The sequence below is a fragment of the Ottowia sp. oral taxon 894 genome, from assembly GCF_001262075.1.
Lineage (GTDB): Bacteria > Pseudomonadota > Gammaproteobacteria > Burkholderiales > Burkholderiaceae_C > Ottowia > Ottowia massiliensis.
Map to the genome: position 1 here is coordinate 1452967 of NZ_CP012073.1, position 25144 is coordinate 1478110.

Here is a 25144-nt window from a genome sequence, read left to right on the forward strand (position 1 = left end):
CGCGAGATTACGCCGTCCGCATTTGTCAGAGCCTGTTTGCAAGCTGGCCGGGAGGGGCGAAAGCCAAGGAGCCAGGATGGGCCGCAAGACGCAAACCGCAGATGGGCCTTGCTCCTCCCTTGCAGCCCGGCAAGGCGCCTCAGCCTGCTTGTGGCCGCGCTTTTAACGCCCCTGGATGGGTTGCAGGCAGGCTTCCAGATCAGCTCGGTAGCCCAGAAGCATCAGAAACAGGAGCAAATTCAGGGGGTCAAAAATGCCGTTCTGCGCTCTTTGCACTAGGACGTATAGCTATTTTTTCAGGAGCGTTTGTGGTTTGGCTCAGCTGTTGTGCCTGGCTTTTTTTTTTCAACGGCATCCATGAAGATGGCAGCCACGTTGATGCCGGCTTGCTGGTGAATTTCCTGAAAACAGGTGGGGCTGGTGACGTTGATTTCGGTGACGTTGCTGCCGATGATGTCCAGCCCAATGAGCAGCAAACCTCGCGGAGCCAGGCGCTGGCCGATGGCCTGGGCAGTGGCGCGGTCGGTGTCATTGAGCGGCTGCGCTTCGCCCCGGCCCCCGGCGGCCAGGTTGCCGCGCACTTCGCTGCCTTGCGGAATGCGGGCCAGGCACCAGGGCACGGGCTGGCCGTCAATGATGAGCACGCGCTTGTCGCCGGCCTTGATGGCGGATAGGTACTTTTGCACCATGACGGTGACAGCGCCGCCGTGATTGAGGGTTTCGATGATGGAGCCGAGGTTCAGGCCGTCAGCCGCCACGCGGAAGATGCCCATGCCGCCCATGCCGTCCAGCGGTTTGAGGATGATGTCGCCGTGTTCGGCGTGAAAGGCGCGGATGGCTTCGGCCGATCGCGTGACGAGCGTGGGCGCGATGTATTGCGGCCACTCCATGATGGCGAGCTTTTCGGGGTGGTCGCGCAAGGCGCGCGGGCGGTTGATGACGCACGCGCCCTCGCGCTCGGCCTGCTCCAGCAAGTGCGTGGCGTAGATGTATTCGGCGTCAAAAGGCGGGTCCTTGCGCATCAAAACGGCGTCAAACGCCGTCAGCGGCTGCACGCTTTCGCCCGTGATGTCGTGCCAGACGCCGGCTTCATCGCCCGTCAGCCGCAGCGTTTGCACGCGGGCCGTGACGCTTGCGCCGCGCTGCCATTGCAGATGGCGCGGCTCGCAAAAGGCGATACCGTGGCCTCGTGCGGCGGCTTCGCGCATCATGGCGAAGGTGCTGTCCTTGTACGTTTTGAAGGTGTGCAGCGGATCGGCGATGAAGAGCAATTGCATGGGACGAGTCTTTCTGGAGGCAGGGGACCTCTTTTTTACTGATCAGGCCGTTGCCAGATCCACAGCGCCACGGCCAGCATCACGGCGGGCACGCCCAGGCGTGCGGCCAGCGGCAGGCCGGTGAACTGGAGCATGACGCTGCTGCACAGCATGGCCAGGGTGGCGAACCACTTGGCGGAGCGTGGGATGGCGCGGCGGGCGCGCCAGCGCACGATGTAAACGCCAAACAGCGGATGCGCGAGCATCCATGCCTCCAGCCGGGGCCAGCCCTTGCCTGCCGCCCAGGCGGCCAGCAGCACGAAAGGCGCGGTGGGCATGACGGGCAGCATGACGCCGATGATGGCCAGGACGATGCCCAACAGCGCCAGCGCGCGCCACAACAAAACCGTGACCGAGGTTCGCTGGCTGGCGCTGGAGGAGAAAAAGTGTTGCGAATCAGAGGGCATGGCGTGGGCTGGGCGGGAAAACCGGGCGAATGTAATCCATGCCCCTAGACCCCTGCCGGCTGACAGGAAACGAGAATTTGCAACGGAATTTGGACGGCATTGCCTGTGTCTGCATCACTGGTATCACTGCTTACATCCGTCACTCAAGCAGGCAGCGAAAAACATAACCCCACTGGTAAGATGCGGCGATTTTTCCCCTGCGCAGTCTTCATCCATGCCTTCCGTCTCCCCTGCCAAAGCGCCTGCCAGCTTTGAAGTCAAGAGCGCCAGCTTGCCGCTGGTGGGGCTGCTGCTCAAGTCAGCCGGGCTGGATGCGCTGGCGGCGGATTTGCGCCGCCACTATGGTTCCACTCCCGATTTTTTTGACCACGACCCGCTGCTGATCGACCTCTCGCCGCTGGTTGCCAGCCAGCCCGGCGCGGAGCTGGATTTTGCCGAGCTGCTCAAGCTGCTGCGCCAGTACAAGATGGCTCCCGTGGCCGTATGCGGCGGCACGCCCGCAATGATGGAAGCCGCCCGCGCAGCCGGGCTGGCCTGCGCGCCTGATGCGCGCGTGTCACATCAAGCCGCGCGCCCCGCCCCGCGCCCTGCGCCAGCCAGAACGGCCGAGGCGGCCTTCGTTCCCAGCACGGCCATGATGGTGGATCGCCCCGTGCGCGCGGGCGTGCAGGTGTATGCCAGAGGGCGCGATCTGATCGTGAACGCCGTGGTCAATCCTGGCGCGGAAGTCATTGCTGACGGCCATATCCACGTCTACGCCCCTTTGCGCGGCCGCGCCATCGCAGGCGCTCATGGCGACGCCAAGGCGCGCATCTTTGCCATGGCCATGGAGCCGGAGCTGGTGGCCATTGCGGGCGTATACCAGACCGCCGAAGCGGGCCTGCCGCAAGGCGTGCGGGGTCGCCCTGCGCAAATCCATCTCAGCAGCAGCGATGCCGGACACAAGCTCGTGGCTGTCGCCATGTAAACGAAATTCACCTTTTCCAGCAAAAACAGTTTTCCGCAAAGAAAGACCTCTGAAGATGAGCAAGATCGTTGTCGTGACTTCCGGCAAGGGCGGTGTGGGCAAGACCACCACCAGCGCCGCGTTTTCGTCGGGCCTGGCCTTGAAGGGTTTCAAAACCGCCGTCATCGACTTTGACGTGGGCCTGCGCAACCTGGATCTCATCATGGGCTGCGAGCGGCGCGTGGTGTACGACTTCATCAACGTCATCCAGGGCGATGCCACGCTCACGCAGGCGCTTATCAAGGACAAGCAGTGCGAAAACCTGCATGTGCTGGCCGCCAGCCAGACACGCGACAAGGAGGCCCTCACGCAGGAAGGCGTGAAAAAAGTGCTCGACGAACTGGCAGAAATGGGCTTTGACTACGTGGTTTGCGACTCGCCCGCCGGCATAGAAACCGGCGCGCTCATGGCCATGCACTACGCTGATGAAGCCATCGTGGTCACCAACCCCGAAGTCTCCAGCGTGCGCGACTCCGACCGCATTCTGGGCATGCTGGGCAGCAAAACCCAGCGCGCCATTGACGGCAAAGAGGCCATCAAGGAGCACCTGCTCATCACCCGCTACAACCCGAATCGCGTAGCCGACGGACAGATGCTCAGCCTGGACGACATCCAGGAAATTCTGCGCATTCCGCTCATCGGCGTCATCCCTGAAAGCGAGGCCATCCTGCAAGCCTCCAATCAAGGCCTGCCTGCCGTTTATCTGGAAGGCACGGATGTGGCCGAAGCCTACAAAGACGTAGTAGAGCGCTTTCTGGGCGAAGAGCGCCCGCTGCGCTTTACCGAAGCGGAAAAGCCTGGCTTCTTCAAGCGCCTGTTCGGAGGCAAATAAGCCATGTCCCTGCTCGATCTGTTCTTTGGCGAGAAGAAAAAAACCGCCTCGGTGGCGAAAGAGCGGCTGCAAATCATCCTGGCTCACGAACGCGGCGAGCGCAGCGCCCATGCCCCTGACTATCTGCCCGCACTGCGCGCCGAGCTGATCGCCGTCGTCAAGAAATACGTGCAAATCAACGACAGCGACATCCAGATTCACCACCAGGGCAATCTGGATGTACTTGAAGTCAAAATTGATCTGCCCGACACCCGCCCCGGCAATTTGGCTGGGCCGGGCGCAAACTGATCTGCTGCGCTAGCGGACTGAGACATCAGCCAGCCTGACCTCCGCGCCTTCCGGCGCGGAGACGGAATGCCCTGGGACTTTTCCCCGCGCAAACTGCCAGTTTGCGCGTGAGCCACCTTGCATGGCTTACTGGCCGCCCCGCTACAGTAGCGGGGCGCATCTTGCATCTGCGCTGAACTGCTGGAGCAAGTCTGGGGCAGTGCTTGCGACAGCTTTGATTGCACGGCAGACACCCACGTCAAGCCCCTGCGCGCCCTTGCCGCTTGCGCACCAGTTTCTGGTGCTGCGACTTAAACGCTTCCTGTCATAAGAGCCTGTCCTTAAACCCCAAGTGAATAGCAAAATCCCCCATTTACCCAAGCGGTATGACCGACGCACAGTGACATGTGCTGACCAAACACTTTGCTGAATGAACCCAAAAGGGTGTCTTGGGCGCTACGCACCCGGGATCTGCCTGCACGCTTACCTATCGGAAAGTGCTTTTGCACAATCTCACACTGTTCATCGGTCATGTCACTTACTTGGATACATGACAATCGTTTGCCGTAAATTTTCTTTACGTCTACGGCCAGGCCTTGAACAGGTCCTGAAAACCTCAAGAAAAGGCTTTTTGCAAGACGCCTGCGCCGCCGGGGGCGCGGCGCTCAAGCTGGCGCGCCCTTTTCCAGAATCCACTGGATCACCACCTTGGCAATAAAGCCCAGCATGCCCAGCGCCAGCGCGAGAAAGAGCACGAAAGTGCCAAACTTGCCCGCCTTGGATTCCCATGCCAGCTGTCCAATGACAAACAGCATGTAAAGAATGAACGCGCCCACGCCAAAGGTGAGGCCGAACCAGGCAATCTGCTCTTCACTGAAACCGAACATGGATGGGCAGGCAAGGAATGAAAAGGGCTGCTGAGCTTACGGCATAGCCCCACGCCCGGCCTGCGCCGGGTATGAAAACAGCGCATAAAAAAACCGCCCGTGGCAAGCCACCGGGCGGCAGGAGGAGCAAGAGGAGTCAAAGCATGAAAGCAAGCGGCCGGCAGGAGCCGCCAGCGTCAGCCGCGCGGCGGGCGGCCATTGGGGCCATCAGGCGGCATGGCGCAAGGGCCGTCGCCGCCCCTGAATCCGGCTTTTGGACCGCCCTTGCCGCCTTGGCAGCCGTCGCGTTCATCGCGTGATTTGCCATGCGGCCGGCCGTGCGGGCGCCCCTCGGGGCGGCCATGCATGGCGTGCTGGTCAAAGGCTTTTTGCTGTTCAGGCGTGAGTTGCGCGTAGAAATTCTTGATGGCCTGGTTGCGGGCGGCCATGCGAGTCTGATGCTCGGCCTGCATGGCTTGCATGCGGTCGAGCCGTTCAGGCGTCGTAAGGCGCTCAAACTCGGCGCGATCAGGGCGCTGGGCGGGCGGGGCGGGCGGCTGCATGGCGCTGGCGAATTGGTTCCACGCGTCTTCTTGTGCGGGAGAAATCTTCAGACGCTCTTTCAGCGCGGCCATGCGCTTGGCGTGGCGCTCGGCCATGCGGGCATGGCACCGGCCAGCCTTGCCGTCGTGGCTGGCGGTTTTCTGGCGGGCCGCGCCATCCGCCTGGGCGGAGGCTTCGCCGGAAGCGGGCATTTGCGCCTGCGCCGAAGCGGCTGCAACGGCCATCAAAGCGGCCATCAGAAAAGGTTTGCGGTGATGAAACATGGCGGTTTCCTTTTAAAAGCTCCAACAGAGGGGAAGGGCGCCGTTGTCCGGCATGGAGAGCAAGTGTGGGTTGCGCATGTTTCGGGCAGTGCGCATGAGCGCTGAAGTTTTGTAAAGACCGCCACCCGTCGCGCGGCCGGGCGACATGCCGCAGGGAATGAGCAGCGCTTCAATGTGGTGCCTGAGCGCTCCAAAGCAAAACCCAAACTCCGGTCCGAGCATTCCTGGGCCGACTCTGCGGATAAAAGAGTCACTCACACTGGTACGAAAGAAAGACTTAATCTGCTCTTGAAACCATAGCTGAATGTCCTAGTGCACAAAGCGCAGAATGGTATTTCATACCCCTTTAATTCGCTCCTGTTTTTCAATTCATACGGGCAAGCAACACCGGCTCGGTAGCGCGGCTGGAGTCGTCAGCTGGTGGCGCACTAGCAAGAGAGAGATGCTTCATCACCCCGTAGCCGCGCCAAGGCGGGGGCAAAGCTTGAAAAAAATGCACCTCCACACCTTGTACAAGCTGCTAACGGGCGAAGTGCGCTTCAGCACCACGGAAGCGGCGGCCTGAGTGGCTTTCCAAGCGCTATCGAAAAGTTGAGCCGGGGGTCAGCGTGGCCTCGGCTGAAGCATTCGCGAAGATTGCCTGCATTCGTCGCACGGTCAGACTTCTGGAATGACCTTGAGGACGGGTTCCTAGAACTCCAGCAGGCTCAGCCCTACGCTGAAAACCGTGCGCTTGTAGTTGTAGTCCAGCAGGCTGTCGCCATAGCCGTGGAACAGGCGCAGGTGCAGATGCAGGCCGCTGAAGCTGTTGCCTGCGCCATTGCCCAAGGCGCGCAGCCATTCCAAGCGCGTGCTGCCACGGCCTGTGCCAACGGGGCCGGTGAAGGTGGCGCGCAACAGGTTGCGGGAATTGACTTGCCAAGCTGCGGCAATTTCGCTGTGGCCCAGGTAGCGGGTGATGTCAGGGTTGTTGTCGTTGAGCGCCGTTTCCTTGAAGCGGCTCCAGAGCTTGGCCTGCACGGTCAAGCCTCGTGGATGCTCAAAGCCAGCCATCAGATAGGCGCGGTTCCAGCTGCGCGACTGGGGGTCTGACTGGCCGTTGGACTGATGCACCAGGCCTGCGCCGGTGTAACGCCAGCGCCAGCCCAGGGGCAGGCTGGCTGTGGTGGGGTAGATGTAGATGGCTTCGGGCGCGTAATCGGTAGAGCGGAAAGGGCGCGAATGCTCCGGGCTGAACAGTTGCCAGTAAGACTGCTGGGTATAGCCAAACCACAGCGAGTCGCGCCGGGGCGAATGAGCCGGGGTGAAAAGGCCGCCCGCAATCTTCGTGCGCACGGACACCAGCAACAGCGTCTCTTCCTTGCGCCAGCTGGTGGGAGTGGAAACCACATTGGCCGCATTGGGCGAGGCTGGCTGCTGGTTCATGCGGTTGCCCACGGCTACCAGAAGGCCCGTGGGGCCATAGCCGCGCAGGCTGAAAGTGGGGCAGGCGCTGCCCGACTCGAGTTCCCAGAAGCGCGAGAGCGCGGAAAACTGCCGGTCGCGGCAGCCTTGCTCCAGCCCCACGCCAACGATGCCGGTGGAAGCAGTAATGCCTTCAGGCGCGTCGTCACGGGCCGCAGGAGCGGGCTGGGCGCTGGCCAGAGCCTGCGTGACATCGGCGCGCAGCACGGAGGCCGTGGCGCTGGCAGCGGGCAGCGCGGCATCCGCCTCGCTCGTCTGGGTCACGCCCGCCACGCGCTGACTCATGGCTTGCATGAGCTTTTGCTGGCTGGCGGCCCACTGGTCAAAGCAGGCCAGGCGTTCGTCATCGGCCAGCAGGGTGCAGGCTTGCCAGGCGGCGGCCTGCTGAATTTTGGCTTGCGTATCTTCGGCCAATGGCGAGGCAAGGGGCGTGGCAGGGGCGGCTGGCGTCGCGGCCGCGCCTGTCTGGGCGGCGGCCAGCAGGGGCAAGGCCAGGGGCCACAAGGGAAATCGGGGCATGGTGCGTGAAAGCCGGTTGGGCGGCTGGAGCCGCTGGGGCGGCCGGGCCGGATGAGAAAGCGTTTTTATGGGAGCCAAATTGCCCGCAAGTCCTGATGAAATAAGCGCGGGCAGCTATCAATGCAATAGCAAAATCAGCCTGCCTTCCAAACCCCCTCGCGCCTTCAGTTCATGTCCGTGGGCGCGGAAAGTGCGGACTTGGGCGCGGCCTCGGGCATTTACGGGTCTTGCAAATTCTCGCCGGATCGCAAAGCCCGCCTGCGGTTCGCGCCCACTGACAAATTGGAAGCAGGCTCTTACTGGCGCACAGCCTCTACAGAAATAACGACGTGCACTTGCTTGCCCGCCATTTGTTCGGGGCCGTAGCCCAGATCAAACAGGGTGCGGTCAATCGTGGTTTCGAAGTCACCGCCGCACACTTCGCGCTTGACCATCTGGTTCGGGTAGCAGGTGAACTGCCGCGCCGCCAGCGTAACGGGGTGCGTCTTGCCCTTGAGCGTGAGCTGGCCTTTCACTTCCTTCACCTTGTCACCGTCAAACGTGAATTGGTCGGCCGCGAAGGTGATTGACGGGTATTTCTCCACGTCAAACAAATCGGCGCTCTTGAGGTGCTTGTCAAACGGCGGCACACCGCTGCTGATGCTGGCGGCGTCAATCTTGATATTCACCTTGCCCGTCTTGGCGGCGGGATCGAACTGCACCGTGCCCTCCTTCTTGTCAAAGCGGGCGCGGTTGATCGAAGCGCCGAAGTGGTTGATTTCAAAAAACACCGTGGTGTGCGTGGCGTCAATCACGTAATCGGCGGCCTGGGCTGGCGCGGCGGCTGCGAAAGCGGCGCAAGCGGCGAGGACGGTAAATGCATGGCGCATGGGAAAGCTCCTTTTCTAGGGGTTGATAAAAACAATTGAAAGCTGCCAAGGCGGCCAGAGCGGGTATTTTGAGCAAGGACCATCAGATTTTGTCCACGCCCGAAAGCGCCAGTCTGAAGCTGACTTTCACATCGTCAGCCACCAAAGAAGCGTCGCCCCATTCGCCGCCACCAATGCCAAAGGCCAGCCGCTTGATGGTGATCTCGCCGCTGGCCACCGTCACCGCGCCTTGCTGGACAAGCGTGACCGGCACTGTCACAGGCAGGCTCTTGCCCTTGATGGAGAGCTGCCCCGCCACTTCAAAACGGCCGCCGCCCAGCGCCTTTACGGCGCTGGAAGTGAAAGTGGCCTGCGGAAACTTTGCCACGTCAAACCAGTCAGCCTTGGCCAGCTCGGCATCGGTTTCCTTCACGCCCAGTGTGGCGCTGCCCATGTCGATGAACAAGGTGATGCTGGCGGCGGCGGGGCGGGCCGGGTCAAACGCCACATCACCGCTGAAACGGGTGAAATGCCCTTGCACCGGCACACCCATTTGCGTGCTCACAAAGGCCATTTCGCTTTGGGCGGGCAGCAACGCCTGAGCGGCCAGGGCGGGAGTTGCGAAGACCAGCGCCAGCGCGCTGGCGGCCACGGTTTTTCTGAACATATATCTGACTCCTTCGGACAAATTCAGCGTTATTTCATGCGGCTCAACAGGCCATCGCGGTCTATCAGATGGTGCTTGAGCGCGCCTGCCACATGCAGCGCCACCAGCGCCATCAGGGCCATGGCCAAAAGCGCGTGCAGCGGCTTGATGCCAGCCGCCAGCGCCTTGTCAGCGCCCAGCCAATCAGGCAGCGGCAGCACGCCAAACAACACAATGGGAAAGCCCGCCGCCGAGCTGTAAGCCCAGCCCGCGAGCGGCACGGCGAAAAAGAGCAGATACATCAGCGCGTGAACCCCGTGGTGCGCCACGCGCTGCCAGCCAGGCATAGCCTCCAGCACGGCAGGCGGCAGCGCGGGCGGGCGGTGCGTCAGCCGCCACAGCAGGCGCAAAGCTGAAAGCGCCAGCACACAGATGCCCACCCATTTATGCCAGTTGATGAGCTTGAGCTTGGCTGGTGAAAACGGCAGGTTTGCCATATAGACCCCCGAGCCTGCCAGGCCGATGAGAAGCAGCGCCAATAGCCAATGCAGGGCAATGGCCGTCCGGGTGTAACGGGCCTGGTCTGGCAGGGTTTTGGTGTGAGCAGAAGACATCGTGGTGGTTTGTTTCGTTGAAGGTTGTTCAAGGCCCGGGCCTGTGCCGGGCAGCCTTTGTCTTTGCCGATAGCGGGAAGTTCACGAAATTTTCATTCTTTCAGCCGGAAAACGCCCGCGTCTGGCCCAGGCACGGTCCGGAAAAAGATATCCCTTGTCTCTGGATGTTTTTTGATTTTTTGAATTAGTCGTCGTAGTAAGCCTGCCACTTCTCTGTGGAGAACATCTCTTTTTCTTTGTTTTTCAATGGATTGCATGATTGGTGAAGGTATGGAGAACAGCCGCCCGCTTTGCGGCATAGCGGGGATAAGAAACGCTGCCGCACATCGCCCTGTGGACAAGGTGACATTTATTCCTGTCTTGTTCACAGCCTTGCCAGCAAACGGAGGAACAGAGCTGAATGAGACAAAATATTCAGCTCCTTTATCCATAGCATCAGGTCCTGATGAAATGTGCGTTTGATGCCGTTTCTGGATGCCTGAATTAGCTCTTCTTTTTGATGTGTCTGTGCAAGCTGAACGGAGCTGAAAGCGCAGCGCCAAGGCAATGACCCGTCTGCGCCTTCGAGCCATGAACAGGTTTTGAATAATCCGCACCCATGTCCGCGCCTGAAGACCTTTCTGAAACAGCCCCGCCGCCTGCGCCCTCCGTGCGGCGCTGGACACTGGCGCGCCGCATTGCCGTGCTGGCGCTGGCGCCAGCCGCGCTGGCGCTGGTGGGCGGCAGCATCTGGCTGCGCACTCAAATGCACGGAGCGCTTTACCAAAGCTTTGCGCAGGCGCTGCAAGAGCGCCAGGAGCGCGTAGCCGCGCGCCTGCTGCACGTGCCCGGCGTGAAAGACGAAGTCACCGAATCAGGCGCAGGAGACGAATTCAGCACCATCTATTCCGGCTGGTACTGGCAGGTCAGGCGCACATCCGACGCCAGCACGCTGGGCCATTCGCGTTCGCTATGGGATGCCGAGGCGCAGTTGCTTGACAAAGCCGCAGGCCCGGCCGCGCTGGGGCTGATGCAGGCACGCGGCCCGCGCGCCGAGCCGCTGCTGGCGCAAAGCCGCAGCATCACCCTCAGCGGCCTGAACGAGCCAGCGACTCTGACCGTCTTCGCCCCCGCCAGCACCCTGCAAGACAACCTGGAGCGCATAGACCGCATCCTGCTGGTCAGCGTCATCAGCCTCATTGTTTTTCTCACCGTCATGCTGCTGGCGCAAGTGCGCGTGGGCCTGGCGCCGCTGCGGCGGCTCACCCGTGCCGTAGCGGCCGAACGCCAGCCCCACGGCCCGCGCCATCCGCAAACGCCCCGCATCCAGGACGTGCCCGCCGGCTCCGACCTGGCCCCCCTGCAGCGCGAACTTGGCGCCCTGCTGGCGCACAACGAACGCGTCGTCAGCCGCGCCCGCGCCCACGCGGCCGACCTGAACCACGCTCTGAAAAAACCCCTGGCCCTGCTGGCGGCCAGCGCCAGCCGCCAAAGCCAGGTGGACTCGGCCGAAGCCTTGCAGCACATCACCGCCATGACGCGGCTGATAGACCGCTACCAAAGCCGCACCATGAGCGACGCCGCCCACGCCAGCGCCACCCACGCCAGCACAGCCGTGCTTGAGTGCCTGACGCCCATCGTGCAAGCCATGCGCAGACTGCACGCCGCGCAAGAGCTGGACTGGCACATGGACGCGCCGCCGCCCGCTGCCGCCTGGCGCTGGAGAGGCGACCGCACCGACCTGGAAGAAGCCACAGGCAACCTGCTGGACAACGCAGGCAAATGGGCTGCCTCCCAAGTGCGCCTGCAAGTGCGCCGAACTGGCAGCGCCCTGCGCCTGTCCATAGAAGACGACGGCCCCGGCATGAGCGCCGCCCAGCTTGAAGCGGCTGGCCAGCGCGGCCTGCGCTTTGATGAAAGCGTGGAAGGCACGGGCCTGGGCCTGTCCATCGCCAGCCAAATCGCCCAAGCCTACGGCGGAGAGCTGAAGCTGGGCAAAAGCGAGGCGCTCAAGGGCTTGCGCGTGGAGTTGACGCTCGAAGGCCTGATTTGATACAAAAAAACAGGAGCAAATAAACGGGAAAGAAACACCGCTTCGCGCAATATGTACTAGGACATATTGCTATGGATTAAGGAGCGAGATATACCCTTCGTTCGAGCGTTTTCTTGCATTGCCGGCGCGCTGCCCTTTGCCGCCCAGGCCCGGGCTTGGGCGGCGATAATCGCCGCCCGTGAAGCCCGCCAGACCGCCGCTGGCGCAACAGGCCGCAAGGCCGCGCTGGAGGAACGTCCGGACTGCACAGGGCAGCGCAGGAGCTAACGGCTCCCCGCCGCGAGGCGAGGATCAGAGCAACAGAGACGAGCCGCTTGAGTGCGGGTGAAACGGGCAATCTCTGCGCGCAGCAACACCAAATAGGCACACAGTGAGGCGGCCCGCTGAGTGTGCGGGTAGGTGGCATCGAGCCGGGCGGGCGACCCCCGGCCCAGATTGATGGCGGTCACGGCATGGCGCGCCATGCCGCACAGAATCCGGCTTATCGGCGGACTTCACGCTTTTCTTCATTTCATCGCGCGCTGGCGCGTTCACTGAACCTGCTTACTGCCCATGCACGCCTTGCACGGGCGCGGGCGGCGGGCCGTCTTGCGCGGCCTGCTCGGCCATGCCGCGCAAGATGCCGCAGCGGGCCGCCTCTTGCGCGGCGGGGCAGCGCGCGCGCAGCGCCTTGAGCTGGCGCTCCAGCTGGCGCAGCTCGCGGATGCGCTGGCTGATGTGGCGGATGTGCTCGTCCACCATGCGATTGACTTCGCCGCAGTCGCCGCAAGGCGCGTCCAGGCAGCGCAGCAGGGTTTTGATTTCTTGCAGCGACATGCCCAGGCCCCGCCCCTGGCGTATGAAGGCCAGCCGCTCGGCGTGGGCGCTGCCGTAGTGGCGCCAGTTGTTGCCGCTGCGGGCAGGCGCGGGCAGCAGGCCCTGGCGCTCGTAGTAGCGGATGGTGTCCACCGGCGTGGCGGTGGCGCGGGCAAGCTCGCTGATCTTCATGGCCAAACTCTTGGGAACCTGTTCAAAGTCTGTCCGTGATGCGGAAGGTGTGACGGAAATTGTGGAATCGGGCGCGGCCCGAAGGCGGCTTGCGCGGCATTGCAAATGCCTTGCAGCCCATCCCGGTTTCGCGCTTTTGCCCCTCACGGCCAGACTCTGGACAGATTCTGAGGGGCGGCCGCATCATAGGCAGCGGCCCGGGCGCTTGACCCTGGAGCGGCTCCAGGGTTTTCAATTGGCGGCATGAATACCGCAAGCTCCGCCCTGGCCGAAGTGACCTGGCGCATTCCCAACATGGATTGCGCCGCTGAAGAAAGCGAAATCCGCCATGCGCTGGCCCGTGTGGCGGGCGTGCGGCGGCTGGCGTTCCGGCTGGGCGCGCGCACGCTGACGGTGCACGCCGAACAAGAGGCGCTGGCGCACGTGGAAGCGGCGCTGCGCAACGCGGGCTTTGCGCCGCAGCCACCAGATGCTTCAAATGCGTCGCAAGCGGCCGGGCACTGCGGCGGCTGTTGCGGGCATGAACACGGGCACGCGCACCCGCATTCACATTCGCGCGCGCGATCAGACCTGCACCCGGGCCTGCACCCGGACCTGCATTCGGGCCTGCTTTCGCGCCTGCAAGCGGCCTGGCAGGCGCTGCTGCTGCCGCCTGCGCTGGGGCGCACGCTGGCGGCGCTGGCGCTGGCGCTGGGCGCGGAGCTGTGGCACGCCTTCGCGCCTGAAGCCTGGGCCGCAGCGGGCATGGCGCTGGCGGCGCTGGCGGTGCTGCTGGCGGGCCTTTGCACGTATGCCAAGGGGCTGGCGGCGCTCAGGCGCGCGCGGCTTTCCATCAGCGCGCTGATGGCCGTGGCCGTCACGGGCGCTTTCGCCATTGGCCAGTGGCCCGAGGCGGCGATGGTGATGGCGCTTTACGCCCTGGCCGAGCATCTGGAAGCGCGCGCCGTGGACCGCGCGCGCGGCGCCATCGCCCGCCTGCTGGACATGGCCCCCGCGCAGGCGGAAGTGCGCGTGGAAAACGGCAAAAGCGGCCAAGGCGGCGAAAGCGGCGAAACCTGGCGCAAGCTGCCCGCCGCACAAGTGGCCCCCGGCAGCGTGATCCGCGCCAAGCCGGGCGCGCGCCTGGCGCTGGACGGCACGGTGATTCAGGGCCAAAGCGCCGTCAATCAGGCCCCCGTCACGGGCGAAAGCCTGCCGGTGGACAAGTGCGTGGGCGACACGGTGTACGCCGGCACGCTGAATTTGAGCGGCACGCTGCTGGTGCGCGTGACAGCGGCGGCGCAAGACACGCAGCTGGCCCGCATCATCCACGCCGTGGAGCAGGCGCAAAGCGAGCGCGCGCCCATGCAGGCCTTCATCGACCGCTTTGCCGCCATTTACACGCCGGCGGTGTTTGCGCTGGCGCTGGCCGTGGCGCTGCTGGGGCCGCTGGCGGCAAGCTGGCCCTGGCACGAGTCCATTTACAAGGCGCTGGTGCTGCTGGTCATTGCCTGCCCTTGCGCGCTGGTGATTGCCACGCCCGCCACCGTGGTCAGCGCGCTGGCGCGGGCCGCGCAGCTGGGCGTGCTCATCAAGGGCGGCGTGTATCTGGAGCAGGCGCGCCAGCTGCGCACCGTGGCTTTTGACAAAACCGGCACGCTCACCCTGGGCCAGCCCGCGCTGGCCGCGCTCCAGCCGCTGTCAGACGAAGCGGATGAAGCCGCCTTGCACGCCCGGGCGCACGCATTGGCCGCGCACAGCGACCACCCCGTGGCCCGCGCCATCGCCAGCGGCCTGGCCGCGCAAGGCTTTGCCGCCAGCGTGGACTTGCCCGATGCGCAAGACGTGCCCGGCCTGGGCGTGCGCGCCACCGTGCAAGGCCAGCGCCTGTGCCTGATCAGCCCGCGCGCGGCGGGCCTGGCCCGCGCTTCTGAATCCGCCCCCGAATCCGCCCCTGAATGGCAAGCCGCGTTGCAAGCGCACCAGGCAGCGGGCCGCAGCGTCAGCCTGCTGGCGCGCGCTGAAGGCGAAGGCAGCGGAATCGGAAGCGAAAGCGGCGAAACCCTCACCCCGCTGGCGCTGTATGCCGTGGCCGACGCCATCAAACCCGAAGCCGCCGCCGCCGTGCAGGCGCTACACCAGCTGGGCGTGCAAACCGTCATGCTCTCTGGCGACCACGCGCAAGCCGTCGGCGCCGTGGCGCAAGCCGCAGGCATCAGCCAGGCGCACGCCGAACTGCTGCCGGGCGGCAAGCTGGCGCAGCTGCGCGCCCTGCAAGCGCAAGGCCGCGTGGCGATGGTGGGCGACGGCATCAACGACGCCCCCGCGCTGGCCGCCGCCGACATTGGCATCGCCGTCGGCGGCGCCGGCGCGGATGTGGCGCTGGAAGCGGCCGACGTGGCGCTGATGAGCGGCGGCCTGAACCGCGTGGCCACGCTCATCCGCCTTTCGCGCCACACCCACCGCGTGCTGTGGGCCAACATCGCCGTGGCGCTGGGCATCAAGCTGGCCTTTTTGGCCCTGGCCGTCACGGGCCACGCCAGCATGTGGATGGCCGTATTCGCCGATGTCGGCGCCAGCCTGCTCGTCGTCACCCTGGGGCTGCGCCTGCTGCGCTGGCGTGAAGACTGACGCAGGCAAGCCGTTTTCGCTCTCGAATCAATAGCGTGATGTCCTAGTGGAAATTGTGCTGGCGCCCATTTTTACCTCTTGAATTTGCTCCTTTTTTTGATGGCATCAGGCGGATGCGGCCGCCCGGTTCAGCGGCCTGGGGCGCGGGGCCGGACTTTGCCGGGCGGGAAAAGGGAGCAAAGGTAAAGCAAGGCGGCAAAAGAAGCGGCAAGTGGCGAAGGCCCGTCTGCGCCTTGCAACGGCCCGCCCGGGCATCCCTCGCGGTCAGGCTCCGAACAGATTCTTGGCGCGCCGCGCGTCCGTGCTGCCAGCTATTCCAGTCTGGGGCCAGCCGCGTCCGGGGCCGGCTCTTATCCAGCGCAGGCATACCCATATCACGCAGCGGCATCAGCGCCCGTTCATTCAGAATGCGCGCTTTCACCACCCGCGCAAGGAGCGCCCGCACCATGAAAGCCGACAACATCCTGCAAACCATAGGCCGCACGCCGCACGTGCGCATCAACCGCCTTTTTGCCCCGCCCGCGCAGGTGTGGCTCAAGCTGGAGCGCGCCAACCCCGGCGGCTCCATCAAAGACCGCATTGCGCTGGCCATGGTGGAAGAAGCCGAGAAAAGCGGCGCCCTCAAGCCCGGCGGCACCATCATCGAACCCACCAGCGGCAACACCGGCGTGGGGCTGGCGATGGTGGCCGCCGTCAAGGGCTACAAAATCATTCTGGTCATGCCCGAAAGCATGAGCGTGGAGCGCCGCCGCCTGATGCTGGCCTATGGCGCCACATTCGATCTCACGCCCCGGGAAAAAGGCATGAAAGGCGCCATCGCCCGCGCCGAAGAGCTGGCCGCGCAAATCACCGCCTCCGGCGCCAGCGCCTGGATTCCGCAACAGTTTGACAACCTGGCCAACACCGCCGCGCACGAGCGCACCACGGCGCAGGAAATCCTGCAAGACTTTCCCGAGGGGCTGGATGCCGTGATCACCGGCGTGGGCACCGGCGGCCACATTTCGGCAGCGGCGCACGTGCTCAAGGCCCAGTGGCCGCAGTTGAAAGTGTTTGCCGTGGAGCCGGCCGCTTCCGCCGTCATCAGCGGCAAGGCGCCCGGCCCGCACCCGCTGCAAGGCATAGGCGCGGGCTTCATCCCCCGCAACCTGGACACGGCGGCGCTGGACGGCGTGATTGCCGTGCCCAACGAGGCCGCGCTGGAATACGGCCGCCGCTGCGCGCGCGAAGAAGGCATTCTGGTGGGCATCAGCACCGGCGCCACGCTGGCCGCCATTGCGCAAAAGCTGCCCGAACTGCCCGCTGGCAGCCGCGTGCTGGGCTTCAATTACGACACGGGCGAGCGCTACCTCTCGGTGGACGGCTACCTGCCCGCCGCCTGAAGCGCCGCCCATCCAGGCGCAAACGCCAAAAGCAAACGGCTCCAGCCTCGCGGCGGAGCCGTTTTTTCATGCCGTGCAGGCGCTGAAGGGTATCAAAAGCAGGAGCAAATTCAAAGGGGTCAAAAAGCGGTTTCGCGCTCTTTTCACTAGGACCTCATGCTATTGATAAAGGAGCAAATTTTCCTGGGCGCCCATTTCCCGCCCGCATCAGAACCTGTTCTCACGGACGCTCAGGCGCTTTGCCGCAGCCGCTCTATCAGGCCATTGAGTTCGTCCAGCGAAGCGAACTGCACGGCCAGTTCGCCAGAGATGGGCGCGCCCTGGCGGCGGGTTTTTTTCACGCGCACCTGCACCTGCGCCAGCAGCAGGTCAGAGAGTTCTTCTTCCACGCGGCGCACGTCGCCGGATTTTTCGGGGGCGGCCTGAGCGGCCTCTTGAGCGGCGCTGGCTGGCTGGGGCTGCGAGAGCTGGCGCACAAGGCGCTCGGCCTCGCGCACGTTCATCTTGCGGGCCACCACCTGGTTGGCGGCCGTGATTTGCGCCGCGCCAGACAAGGCCAGCAGGGCGCGCGCGTGGCCCATGTCGATGTCGCCGGCCATGAGCATGGTTTGCACTGGCTCGGCCAGGTTGAGCAGGCGCAGCAGGTTGCTGGCGGCGCTGCGGCTTTTGCCCACGGCTTGCGCGGCTTGCTCGTGCGTGAGGCCAAATTCGTTCACCAGGCGCTTGATGCCTTGCGCTTCTTCCAGCGGGTTGAGGTTTTCGCGCTGGATGTTTTCAATGAGGGCCATGGCGGCGGCGGCTTCGTCGGCCACTTCGCGCACGAGCACGGGCACTTGCGTCAGCCCGGCCAGACGGGCTGCGCGGTAGCGCCGCTCGCCCGCGATGATTTCGTAGTGCGCTGTTGCGGTTTCTTCGCCTGCGCCGTCTGCCGCTGGCAGCGTCACGGCCCTGGGCTGCGCCAGCTGGCGCACGAGGATGGGCTGCATGATGCCTTGCGCGCGGATGCTTTCGGCCAGCTCGTACAGCGCGCCTTCGTCCATGCGGGTGCGCGGCTGGTACTGGCCGGGGCTGATTTCTTCCAGCGGCAAGAGCATGGGCACGCCAGCGGGATCGGCGGCGGCGGGTTCGGGAATGAGCAGGGCGTCCAGGCCACGGCCCAGTCCTTTGGTTTTTTTGGTTGCCATGATGAGTTGAAAAAAGCTTGAATCGGGTGTTGAACCAGCGGCAAGGGTCAATGGGCTTCGCCGCAGTGACAAATGAGTTCGGCCTTGCCGCGCAAGCACAGCACGAGCACGCGCTGGCGGGGGGCGTCGTAGTGGTAGCGGGCCAGATAGTGGTCGCGGCCCCGCCGGATGGCCAGCTCGCGCAGGCCGTCGCCCACCGGGCGGCCCACGCCGGGCTGGGCAGACAGCGATTGAAGGCCATCCAGCAAAAAGGTGAAGACGGGGGCGGCTTGCGGGCCGCGCTCGCACCACAGGGTTTGCTCGATGCGCATGAGGTCTTGCAAGGCGTGGGGCGCGAGGATGAGCCTGACGGCGGCTGTGAGGGCGGCAGAAAAAGGCATGGCTTGCGGCGCAGGTTCAGTCAATGGGGCGGGCCACGGGCGCGGGCGGCAGGCTGGCATGGCCGGCGCGGTGCTGCGCCAGCCGGGCGAAGTACGAACGCACTTCTTCCCAAGGGTGACCTTGGCCGCTTTCGCTCAGGTGGCGTTGCGCGGCTTGCGCGTCGTGCATGAATTGGTGGCCGAGCTGGTGCCGCTCGGCAGCCGCTTGCAGGGCGGCCAGCATCCACTCGGCGGTTTCCTGGCCTGCGGCCTGTGCGGCCGCTTCAATTTGCTGATGCAGCGCGGCGGGCAGCTTCAGTGTGCAAGCCGTGGCGCTGGCGTTGGGGGCGGTTTTGGGCATGGCGTGAGTCTATTCACCGGGATTCAGGCATGGCGCTCATGAAATAACTACAAAAATAATAGCTGCCTGCGCTGATTTCACGGGGACTTGCGGCGGTTTGGATGCTCAAGCCTGAAGGCCGCGCTGAACCATCTCATGGGCGAAGGCGATGAAGGCCTGGCTGCCTTTGGCGTGGGAATCGAATACGACGCCCGGCAGACCGTAGCTGGGCGCTTCGGCCAGGCGTACATTGCGGGGAATGACGGTGTCAAACACCCGGTCGCCATAGTGGCGCTTGAGCTGGTCGCTCACTTGCTGCTGCAAGGTGATGCGCGGATCGAACATGACCCGCAGCAAGCCAATCAGGCGCAAATCGCGATTGAGATTGGCGTGCACGAGCTTGATGGTGTTGGTGAGGTCGGCCAGCCCCTCCAGCGCGAAATATTCGCACTGCATGGGCACGATCACGCCCTGGGCCGCGCACAGGCCGTTGAGCGTGAGCAGGCTCAAGGCGGGCGGGCAGTCGATGAGGATGAAGTCGTAATCCCCGCGCACCGCCGCCAGGGCGTTTTTCAGGCGCTTTTCACGCTGTTCAAGCTGAACCAGCTCCACCTCAGCGCCCGCCAGCTCGCGATTGGCGCCCAGCACGGCATAGCCGCAGCCCGCCTCGGCCAGATCAGCCGGGCGGCGCACCGCTTCGGCCACGGTGACGCTGCCGATGAGCACGTCATACACGCTATGCGGCAGGCTGTGCTTGTCCACGCCCGACCCCATCGTGGCATTGCCTTGAGGGTCCATATCCACCAGCAGCACGCGCTGCCCGATGCGGGCCAGCCCTGCGGCGAGATTGACGGTCGTGGTGGTTTTGCCAACGCCGCCTTTTTGGTTGGCAATACAGAAGATGCGGGACATGATGAAAACGGCGCGAGAAGAATGAAGACGCTGGCGGTGCTTTTTGGGCCGCCTATTTTCAGGCAAACCCATGCTCATCCGAAACGCAGCAGCCCTACTGCCCTGCCCTTTTGCGCAACCAGATGATGCAGCGCTCGGCATTCAGCCCCGGAACGGTCAGATGTTCCACGTGAAACACATCCACATCAGGCGGCAAGGCGGCGATTTCTTCATCGGGCAGCTTGCCTTTCATGGCCATCCAGACGCCATGCGGAGCCAGCGCCTGCGCGGTCCAGGCCGTGAAATCAGCCAGGGAAGCGAAGGCGCGCGATGTGATGAGGTCAAACGGGCCGCCCAAGCTTTCCACGCGCGCATGCAGGCCGCGCAGATTGGGCAGTTTCAGAGTGGCCGCTGCTTGCTGAATGAAAGCAGCCTTTTTGGCCACGGCATCCACGCATGTCACGTCCAGTTCAGGGCGGCAAATGGCCAGCGCCACGCCTGGCAGGCCGCCGCCAGAGCCTGCGTCCAGCAGCTTCAGCGCCCTGCCCTGCGTTTGCGCCTGCAAAGGGCGCAGCACGGCCAGACTGTCCAGCAGGTGATGCGTGAGCATGTCTGGCGCGCTGCGAACCGCCGTGAGGTTGTAAACGCGGTTCCATTTGGCCAGCAGAGCCAGATAGGCCAGCAGGGATTCGAACTGCCCATCATCCAGCGCCAGCCCCAGCGCTTGCGCGCCTTGCAGCAGGGCCGCTTTCATGGAACCAGTCCTTTGAAACCGCTTTTTTTCAGATGAATCAGCAGCAGCGAAATGCTGGCGGGCGTGATGCCGGAAATGCGGCTGGCCTGTCCCAGCGTTTCTGGCTTGTGCGCATTGAGCTTTTGGCGCGCCTCGATCGACAGCGCTGTCACCTGCATGTAATCCAGTTGCGGCGGCAGACGCAGATTTTCAAAATGCGCCGCGCGGGCTACTTCATCTTTCTGGCGGTCGATGTAGCCTGCGTATTTGGCGGCGATTTCCACTTGTTCGATGGCGGCTGGCGTCAGGTTGGCATCGTCACGCCCGGCGGCCGCGTTTGGCAGCGTCATCAACGCGGCATGGCTCACGCCCGGGCGGCGCAGCAAATCAAAAAGATGATGCTCGTGCTCAATGGCCTTGCCCAGCACGCGCTCCGCCTCGCTGGCAGGCAGCGTGCGCGGATTCACCCAGGTGGATTTCAGCCTCTGTGTTTCACGTGAAACAGCATCGCGCTTGCGGCAGAACGCATCCCAGCGCGCGTCATCCACCAGGCCCAGACGGCGGCCCGTTTCCGTCAGCCGCATGTCGGCGTTGTCTTCGCGCAATTGCAGGCGGTATTCGGCACGGCTGGTGAACATGCGGTATGGCTCGGTTACACCCTTGGTGATCAGGTCGTCCACCAGTACGCCCAGATAGGCTTCGTCGCGGCGCGGCAGCCACGGCGGCTCGCCCTTGACTTGCAAGGCGGCGTTCAGGCCTGCAAACAGCCCTTGCGCCGCTGCCTCCTCGTAGCCTGTGGTGCCGTTGATCTGGCCAGCAAAAAACAGGCCTTCGATTTGCCTGGTTTCAAAGCTGCTTTTCAGCGCGCGCGGATCGAAATAGTCATATTCGATGGCGTAGCCGGGCCGCAGAATGTGCGCGTTTTCCAGCCCGCGAATGCTGCGCACCAGCGCGTATTGGATATCGAAAGGCAGGCTGGTGGAAATGCCATTGGGGTAAAACTCGTTCGTGCTCAAGCCCTCCGGCTCCAGAAAAATCTGGTGGCTGTCTTTGCCCGCGAAGCGGTTGATCTTGTCTTCCACGCTGGGGCAGTAGCGCGGCCCCACGCCCTCGATCTGCCCCGTGAACATGGGGCTGCGGTCAAAGCCGCTGCGAATGATGTCGTGCGTGCGCTCGTTGGTGTTGGTTATCCAGCATGGCACTTGCCGAGGGTGCATGCTGGCGTGGCCCATGAAGCTGAAAACAGGCACGGGGTCTGCGTCGCCGGGCTGCTCCGTGCAGGCGGAAAAATCAATCGTGCGTCCGTCCAGGCGCGGCGGCGTGCCTGTTTTCAGGCGCCCTTGCGGCAGCTGGAGTTCCCTCAGCCGCGCCGCCAGCGAAATGGAAGGCGCATCGCCCGCGCGGCCGCCCGCGTAGTTGTCCAGCCCGATGTGGATGCGCCCATTCAAAAACGTGCCTGCCGTCAGCACCACCGCCCGCGCCTCGAAGGCCAGGCCCATTTGCGTGACCACGCCCACGGCGCGCCCGCCTTGCACTTGCACATCATCCACTGCCTGCTGGAACAGCCAGAGATTGGGCTGGTTTTCCAGCCGCCCGCGCATGGCCGCGCGGTACAGCACGCGATCGGCTTGCGCGCGCGTGGCGCGCACGGCCGGCCCTTTGCTGCCGTTGAGCGTGCGGAACTGAATGCCCGCTTCATCCGCCGCCAGCGCCATCGCGCCGCCCAGCGCATCCACCTCTCGCACCAGATGGCCCTTGCCAATGCCGCCAATGCTGGGGTTGCAGCTCATTTGCCCCAGGGTTTCAATGCTGTGCGTCAGCAGCAGCGTGGCGCAGCCCATGCGGGCCGCCGCCAGGGCCGCTTCAGCGCCAGCGTGGCCGCCGCCCACCACAATCACGTCAAATCGGCGGGGAAAAACAGTGCTTGATTTCATAAACAAAAAAAGCCCGGCAATGAATGCGGGCCTGGGCTGAAATTATATGAAGCAGAGCCGATTGGGTTATTCGCGCCGCGCTTTTATGAATGTGTCTGAAACAATTCGTCATTTAAAATGCTTTTTCTTCAACCCGCTCATGCCGCATGAAACACGCAACGACTCTTTCTTTCGCGCGCTGCCTGCTGGCTGCCTGCGCGGCCTCTTTGTTTGTCTGCGCCGCGCCGTCCGTGGCGCAGGCCGGTTCCGTGCTGGATCGCATTCAGTCCACGGGCGTATTGAAAATGGGATACCGGGCCGACGGCGCGCCTTTCTCGTGGGAAACAGGGCCAAGCGCAGCGACCGGATATGCGCCGGATATTTGCCAGCGCATCGCCGCCAGCATCGCCAGCCATCTGAAACTGCCCAAGCTGCAAGTGCAGGCTGTGCCCGTGCTTGAATCCACTCGCATTTCGGCCGTCATCAATGGAGAAATCGACATTGAATGCGCTGGCACCACCAACAGCAAGGCGCGGCGCGAACAAGTGGCTTTCGGCTTGCCTTATTTCTATGCCGGCTCGGCGCTGATGGTTCGTGAAGGCGGCGGCATCACGGGTCTTGGCAATTGCAGAGGCAAAAAGCTGGGCACGATCGAAGGCTCCACCAGCAGCCAGATTGCCGAACTCAAAAACGACAATGGCGGCTGGACGCTCAAAACCTTCAAATCCATGAACGAGGCCACGGCGGCGCTGGGGCGCGGCGAGATTGACGCGCTGATGTACGACGACGTCACCCTGCTCACCGCAGCGGCGCAATCCGGCGGCAAGCTTTCCGTGCTGGCGCAGCGCTACTCCATCGAACCGCTGGCGCCCATGTTCAGCAAGTCTGATCCCGAGCTGGAAAAAGTGGTGCTGCAAGCCATGCAGCAGCTTTATCGCGATGGAGAAATGGACGCCATCTACAAGCGCTGGTTTCTCTCCCCCCTGCCTGGTCTGGGCTACAACCTGAACCTGAAAATGAGCGCCTTGCTGCAAGACAACCTGCGCCGCCCCACAAGCTATGTGGCGGACTGGACGGTGGTGTAAGCACGCCTCCTTCTCCCCCAAGGAGAATCAGCAGACAGCCTCTCTGTGTATCTGCACAGGAAATACTGAAACGAACTTTGCTGCAAGCGCTTTCACCCGCGCAAGCAGAATGCAATCCATAATTACATTCCCTCGGTGAAAACCCTTGCAAATCATGACAATCGCTTCTGCTTCTTTCTCCCGCCTGGCCCTGCGCCTGCTGGCGGGCTTGGCTGCTTGCGCGGCCCTGGCGTCGCCTGCGCATGCGGGGCCGGTGCTGAACCGCATCCAGGCCACCGGCGTGTTCAAGATGGGCTACCGCCCGAATGGCGTGCCCTTTTCATGGGAAACCAGCCCCGGCGCTGCAACAGGCTACGCGCCTGACATTTGCCAGCGCATTGCCGCAGGCATTGCCGCCCATCTGAAACTGCCCAAGCTGCAAGTGCAGGCTGTGCCCGTGCTTGAATCCACGCGCATTCCCGCCGTCGTCAATGGCGAAATCGACATGGAATGCGCCGGCACCACCAACAACAAGGCGCGGCGCGAACAAGTGGCTTTTGGCTTGGCCTATTTCTATGCCGGCTCGGCGCTGATGGTTCGTGAAGGCAGCGGCATCACGGGCCTGAGCGGCCTCAGGGGCAAGAATCTGGGCGTGCTCGAAGGAGCCACCGGCAACCAAATCATCGACATCCACAAAAACCGCAGCGGCGGCTGGACGCTCAAAACCTTCAAATCCATGCGCGAAGCCACAACCGCGCTGGAGCAAGGCGAGATCGACGCCCTGCTCGACGACGATGTCACTTTGCTCACCATCGCCGCGCAATCCGGCGGCAAATTTTCCGTTCCGGCGCAGCGTTACTCCATTGAGCCGCTGGCCCCCATGTTCAGCAAAAGCGATCCGGAGCTGGAACGGGTGGTGCTGCAAATCATGCAGCAGCTCTACCGCGACGGAGAAATGGACGCCATCTACAAGCGCTGGTTTCTCTCTCCCCTGCCCGGCCTGGGCTACAACCTGAACCTGAAAATGGGCGCCCTGCTGCAAGACAACCTGCGCCGCCCCACGGCTTACGTGACCGACTGGACGGTGATGTAGGAGCCTGCTCAGCCCGCCTGCAAGCGTCAGAAACAGGAGCGAATTCAAGGGCTAAAAATGCCGCTTCGTGCAGTTTCCACTAGGACATCGCGCTATGAATAAAGGAGCTAAATAACTCTGCCTGCTCCCTGCGTGTTCCAGCGATTTTTCAAGGCCGCCGCAAGCCGGCCTGCTGCGCGTCGGCGTCTTTCGCTTCATCTCAAGGCCAAGCGCCAGTCTGGCGGGAAATCCGCCGGATTGTTTTTGGCGCGTTTCAAAATCCATTTCTCAAATTGCGACAAAGGCTGCCATGTGAGGCCTGGATATATTCACTGAGCACGGCATGATTACTTTCAAAATCAATGAACCCATCAGCGGCAGCCAATTCGTGGAATTGCTGAAAAATACCAGCCTGGGCGCGCGGCGGCCCCTGGATGATTCCGCTCGCATCGCCGCCATGCTTGCGCATGCCAATCTGGTGGTGACGGCCTGGGATGCGGCCTCGCTGATCGGCGTGGCCCGTTGCGTGACGGATTTTGCCTACTGCTGCTATCTGTCTGATCTGGCCGTGCGTGAATCGCACCAGAAACAAGGTGTCGGCATCGCCTTGATTGACAAGGTGAAATCGGCGCTGCATCCCGCGTGCAAAATCATTTTGCTGGCCGCGCCGGACGCCGCTGGTTACTATCCGCACATCGGTTTTTCACAGCATATGAGCGCTTGGGTCAAGGCGTGAGAATTAATCCGTTCAATTTTGATTCAGGCATATCGTGAATTTATCGTCAATATCCTGTCGATAAGCAATATTCACATATTTCAGCTTGAGGCGGCCTCAATCAGCCAGCAGCCAGCCAGAAACACCCTCTTTGCGCAAGCGCCGTGGCGGTGAAAAAGCGCGGAAAGCCATATTCCGGTAATATTCCACACTTTGTTGCGCTGGGTTCGTCGCATTCCTGCGACAAGGCTGC

General features: G+C 63.3%; 25 protein-coding genes and 1 other RNA gene. 10 read left to right on the forward strand and 16 right to left on the reverse strand.

From position 1 onward, the window contains the following. Positions 1 to 296 precede the first annotated feature (296 nt). Together gshB and ADJ79_RS06205 are read right to left on the reverse strand one after the other, a co-directional pair. Complete coding sequence (gshB, locus tag ADJ79_RS06200; protein WP_050715226.1) at positions 297 to 1277, reverse strand: glutathione synthase; 981 nt, start codon at positions 1275 to 1277, stop codon at positions 297 to 299. 35 nt (positions 1278 to 1312) lie between these two features. Further along, positions 1313 to 1723 carry a YbaN family protein gene (locus ADJ79_RS06205; protein WP_050715227.1) on the reverse strand — a complete coding sequence of 137 codons (411 nt, stop codon included), beginning with the start codon at positions 1721 to 1723 and terminating at the stop codon, positions 1313 to 1315. Positions 1724 to 1937: 214 nt separating this feature from the next. Here ADJ79_RS06205 and minC point away from each other — a divergent pair, with 214 nt between their 5' ends. Genes minC through minE form a run of 3 tightly spaced genes read left to right on the forward strand, consistent with a single transcriptional unit; the run spans position 1938 to position 3849 of the window. Further along, positions 1938 to 2690 (forward strand): septum site-determining protein MinC, encoded by a 753-nt coding sequence (gene minC / locus ADJ79_RS06210; RefSeq protein WP_050715228.1) that lies wholly within the window; start codon positions 1938 to 1940, stop codon positions 2688 to 2690. Between the two features lie 55 nt (positions 2691 to 2745). Further along, entirely contained in the window at positions 2746 to 3561 is an 816-nt protein-coding gene (gene minD / locus ADJ79_RS06215) for a septum site-determining protein MinD (RefSeq protein ID WP_050715229.1), read from the forward strand. A gap of 3 nt (positions 3562 to 3564) precedes the next feature. Next, the gene (gene minE / locus ADJ79_RS06220; RefSeq protein WP_050715230.1) at positions 3565 to 3849 is read left to right on the forward strand and encodes a cell division topological specificity factor MinE; all 285 of its coding nucleotides are present in this window, start codon (positions 3565 to 3567) and stop codon (positions 3847 to 3849) included. 644 nt (positions 3850 to 4493) lie between these two features. On the opposite strand, the gene ADJ79_RS06225 is transcribed toward minE, so the two are convergent. The 7 genes from ADJ79_RS06225 to ADJ79_RS14145 form a co-directional block, all read right to left on the reverse strand. Then, positions 4494 to 4715, reverse strand: a complete 222-nt coding sequence (locus ADJ79_RS06225; protein WP_050715231.1) for a DUF2788 domain-containing protein — start codon at positions 4713 to 4715, stop codon at positions 4494 to 4496. 176 nt (positions 4716 to 4891) lie between these two features. After that, complete coding sequence (locus ADJ79_RS06230) at positions 4892 to 5521, reverse strand: Spy/CpxP family protein refolding chaperone (protein ID WP_050715232.1); 630 nt, start codon at positions 5519 to 5521, stop codon at positions 4892 to 4894. 690 nt (positions 5522 to 6211) lie between these two features. Further along, a complete protein-coding gene (locus tag ADJ79_RS06240) occupies positions 6212 to 7504 on the reverse strand; it encodes a phospholipase A (RefSeq protein ID WP_082203158.1) in 1293 nt (430 codons plus the stop codon). Positions 7505 to 7800: 296 nt separating this feature from the next. Beyond that, the gene (locus tag ADJ79_RS06245; protein ID WP_050715235.1) at positions 7801 to 8373 is read right to left on the reverse strand and encodes a YceI family protein; all 573 of its coding nucleotides are present in this window, start codon (positions 8371 to 8373) and stop codon (positions 7801 to 7803) included. 82 nt (positions 8374 to 8455) lie between these two features. Next, positions 8456 to 9019, reverse strand: a complete 564-nt coding sequence (locus ADJ79_RS06250) for a YceI family protein (protein WP_050715236.1) — start codon at positions 9017 to 9019, stop codon at positions 8456 to 8458. Positions 9020 to 9048: 29 nt separating this feature from the next. Continuing rightward, complete coding sequence (locus ADJ79_RS06255) at positions 9049 to 9612, reverse strand: cytochrome b (RefSeq protein WP_050715237.1); 564 nt, start codon at positions 9610 to 9612, stop codon at positions 9049 to 9051. A 92-nt stretch (positions 9613 to 9704) separates the two neighbouring features. Continuing rightward, a complete protein-coding gene (locus ADJ79_RS14145) occupies positions 9705 to 10154 on the reverse strand; it encodes a hypothetical protein (protein ID WP_172674038.1) in 450 nt (149 codons plus the stop codon). A 56-nt stretch (positions 10155 to 10210) separates the two neighbouring features. On the opposite strand from ADJ79_RS14145, the gene ADJ79_RS06260 reads away from it, so the two are divergent. Further along, positions 10211 to 11644 (forward strand): sensor histidine kinase, encoded by a 1434-nt coding sequence (locus ADJ79_RS06260; protein WP_082203159.1) that lies wholly within the window; start codon positions 10211 to 10213, stop codon positions 11642 to 11644. A 180-nt stretch (positions 11645 to 11824) separates the two neighbouring features. Beyond that, positions 11825 to 12144: RNase P RNA component class A (gene rnpB, locus ADJ79_RS12800), an RNA gene on the forward strand. Between the two features lie 43 nt (positions 12145 to 12187). Here the strand turns inward: rnpB and cadR are convergent. Next, complete coding sequence (gene cadR, locus ADJ79_RS06265; protein WP_050715238.1) at positions 12188 to 12631, reverse strand: Cd(II)/Pb(II)-responsive transcriptional regulator; 444 nt, start codon at positions 12629 to 12631, stop codon at positions 12188 to 12190. 243 nt (positions 12632 to 12874) lie between these two features. Between cadR and ADJ79_RS06270 the strand changes: the two genes are divergently transcribed. Continuing rightward, positions 12875 to 15241 carry a cation-translocating P-type ATPase gene (locus tag ADJ79_RS06270; RefSeq protein ID WP_253273790.1) on the forward strand — a complete coding sequence of 789 codons (2367 nt, stop codon included), beginning with the start codon at positions 12875 to 12877 and terminating at the stop codon, positions 15239 to 15241. 446 nt (positions 15242 to 15687) lie between these two features. Then, complete coding sequence (cysK, locus tag ADJ79_RS06275; RefSeq protein WP_050715239.1) at positions 15688 to 16620, forward strand: cysteine synthase A; 933 nt, start codon at positions 15688 to 15690, stop codon at positions 16618 to 16620. 230 nt (positions 16621 to 16850) lie between these two features. Here cysK and ADJ79_RS06280 read toward each other — a convergent pair whose 3' ends face one another. From ADJ79_RS06280 to mnmG, 6 genes are all read right to left on the reverse strand, one after another. After that, positions 16851 to 17804 carry a ParB/RepB/Spo0J family partition protein gene (locus ADJ79_RS06280; RefSeq protein WP_050715240.1) on the reverse strand — a complete coding sequence of 318 codons (954 nt, stop codon included), beginning with the start codon at positions 17802 to 17804 and terminating at the stop codon, positions 16851 to 16853. A gap of 47 nt (positions 17805 to 17851) precedes the next feature. Next, positions 17852 to 18184: a type II toxin-antitoxin system RelE/ParE family toxin gene (locus ADJ79_RS06285; protein ID WP_050715241.1), complete on the reverse strand. Its 333-nt coding sequence runs from the start codon at positions 18182 to 18184 to the stop codon at positions 17852 to 17854. Positions 18185 to 18200: 16 nt separating this feature from the next. Further along, positions 18201 to 18524 (reverse strand): hypothetical protein, encoded by a 324-nt coding sequence (locus tag ADJ79_RS06290; protein ID WP_050715242.1) that lies wholly within the window; start codon positions 18522 to 18524, stop codon positions 18201 to 18203. 105 nt (positions 18525 to 18629) lie between these two features. Further along, positions 18630 to 19415 (reverse strand): ParA family protein, encoded by a 786-nt coding sequence (locus ADJ79_RS06295; protein ID WP_050715243.1) that lies wholly within the window; start codon positions 19413 to 19415, stop codon positions 18630 to 18632. A gap of 94 nt (positions 19416 to 19509) precedes the next feature. Beyond that, positions 19510 to 20148: a 16S rRNA (guanine(527)-N(7))-methyltransferase RsmG gene (gene rsmG, locus ADJ79_RS06300; RefSeq protein WP_050715244.1), complete on the reverse strand. Its 639-nt coding sequence runs from the start codon at positions 20146 to 20148 to the stop codon at positions 19510 to 19512. Further along, complete coding sequence (gene mnmG, locus ADJ79_RS06305) at positions 20145 to 22061, reverse strand: tRNA uridine-5-carboxymethylaminomethyl(34) synthesis enzyme MnmG (protein WP_050715245.1); 1917 nt, start codon at positions 22059 to 22061, stop codon at positions 20145 to 20147. Before mnmG ends, rsmG begins: the two co-directional genes overlap by 4 nt. Before the next feature lie 146 nt (positions 22062 to 22207). Between mnmG and ADJ79_RS06310 the strand changes: the two genes are divergently transcribed. The 3 genes from ADJ79_RS06310 (at position 22208) to ADJ79_RS06320 (ending at position 24912) form a co-directional block, all read left to right on the forward strand. Next, a complete protein-coding gene (locus ADJ79_RS06310) occupies positions 22208 to 23125 on the forward strand; it encodes an amino acid ABC transporter substrate-binding protein (RefSeq protein ID WP_050715246.1) in 918 nt (305 codons plus the stop codon). 154 nt (positions 23126 to 23279) lie between these two features. Next, a complete protein-coding gene (locus ADJ79_RS06315) occupies positions 23280 to 24197 on the forward strand; it encodes an amino acid ABC transporter substrate-binding protein (protein ID WP_156304058.1) in 918 nt (305 codons plus the stop codon). Between the two features lie 367 nt (positions 24198 to 24564). After that, positions 24565 to 24912: a GNAT family N-acetyltransferase gene (locus ADJ79_RS06320; RefSeq protein WP_253273791.1), complete on the forward strand. Its 348-nt coding sequence runs from the start codon at positions 24565 to 24567 to the stop codon at positions 24910 to 24912. Positions 24913 to 25144 lie beyond the last annotated feature (232 nt).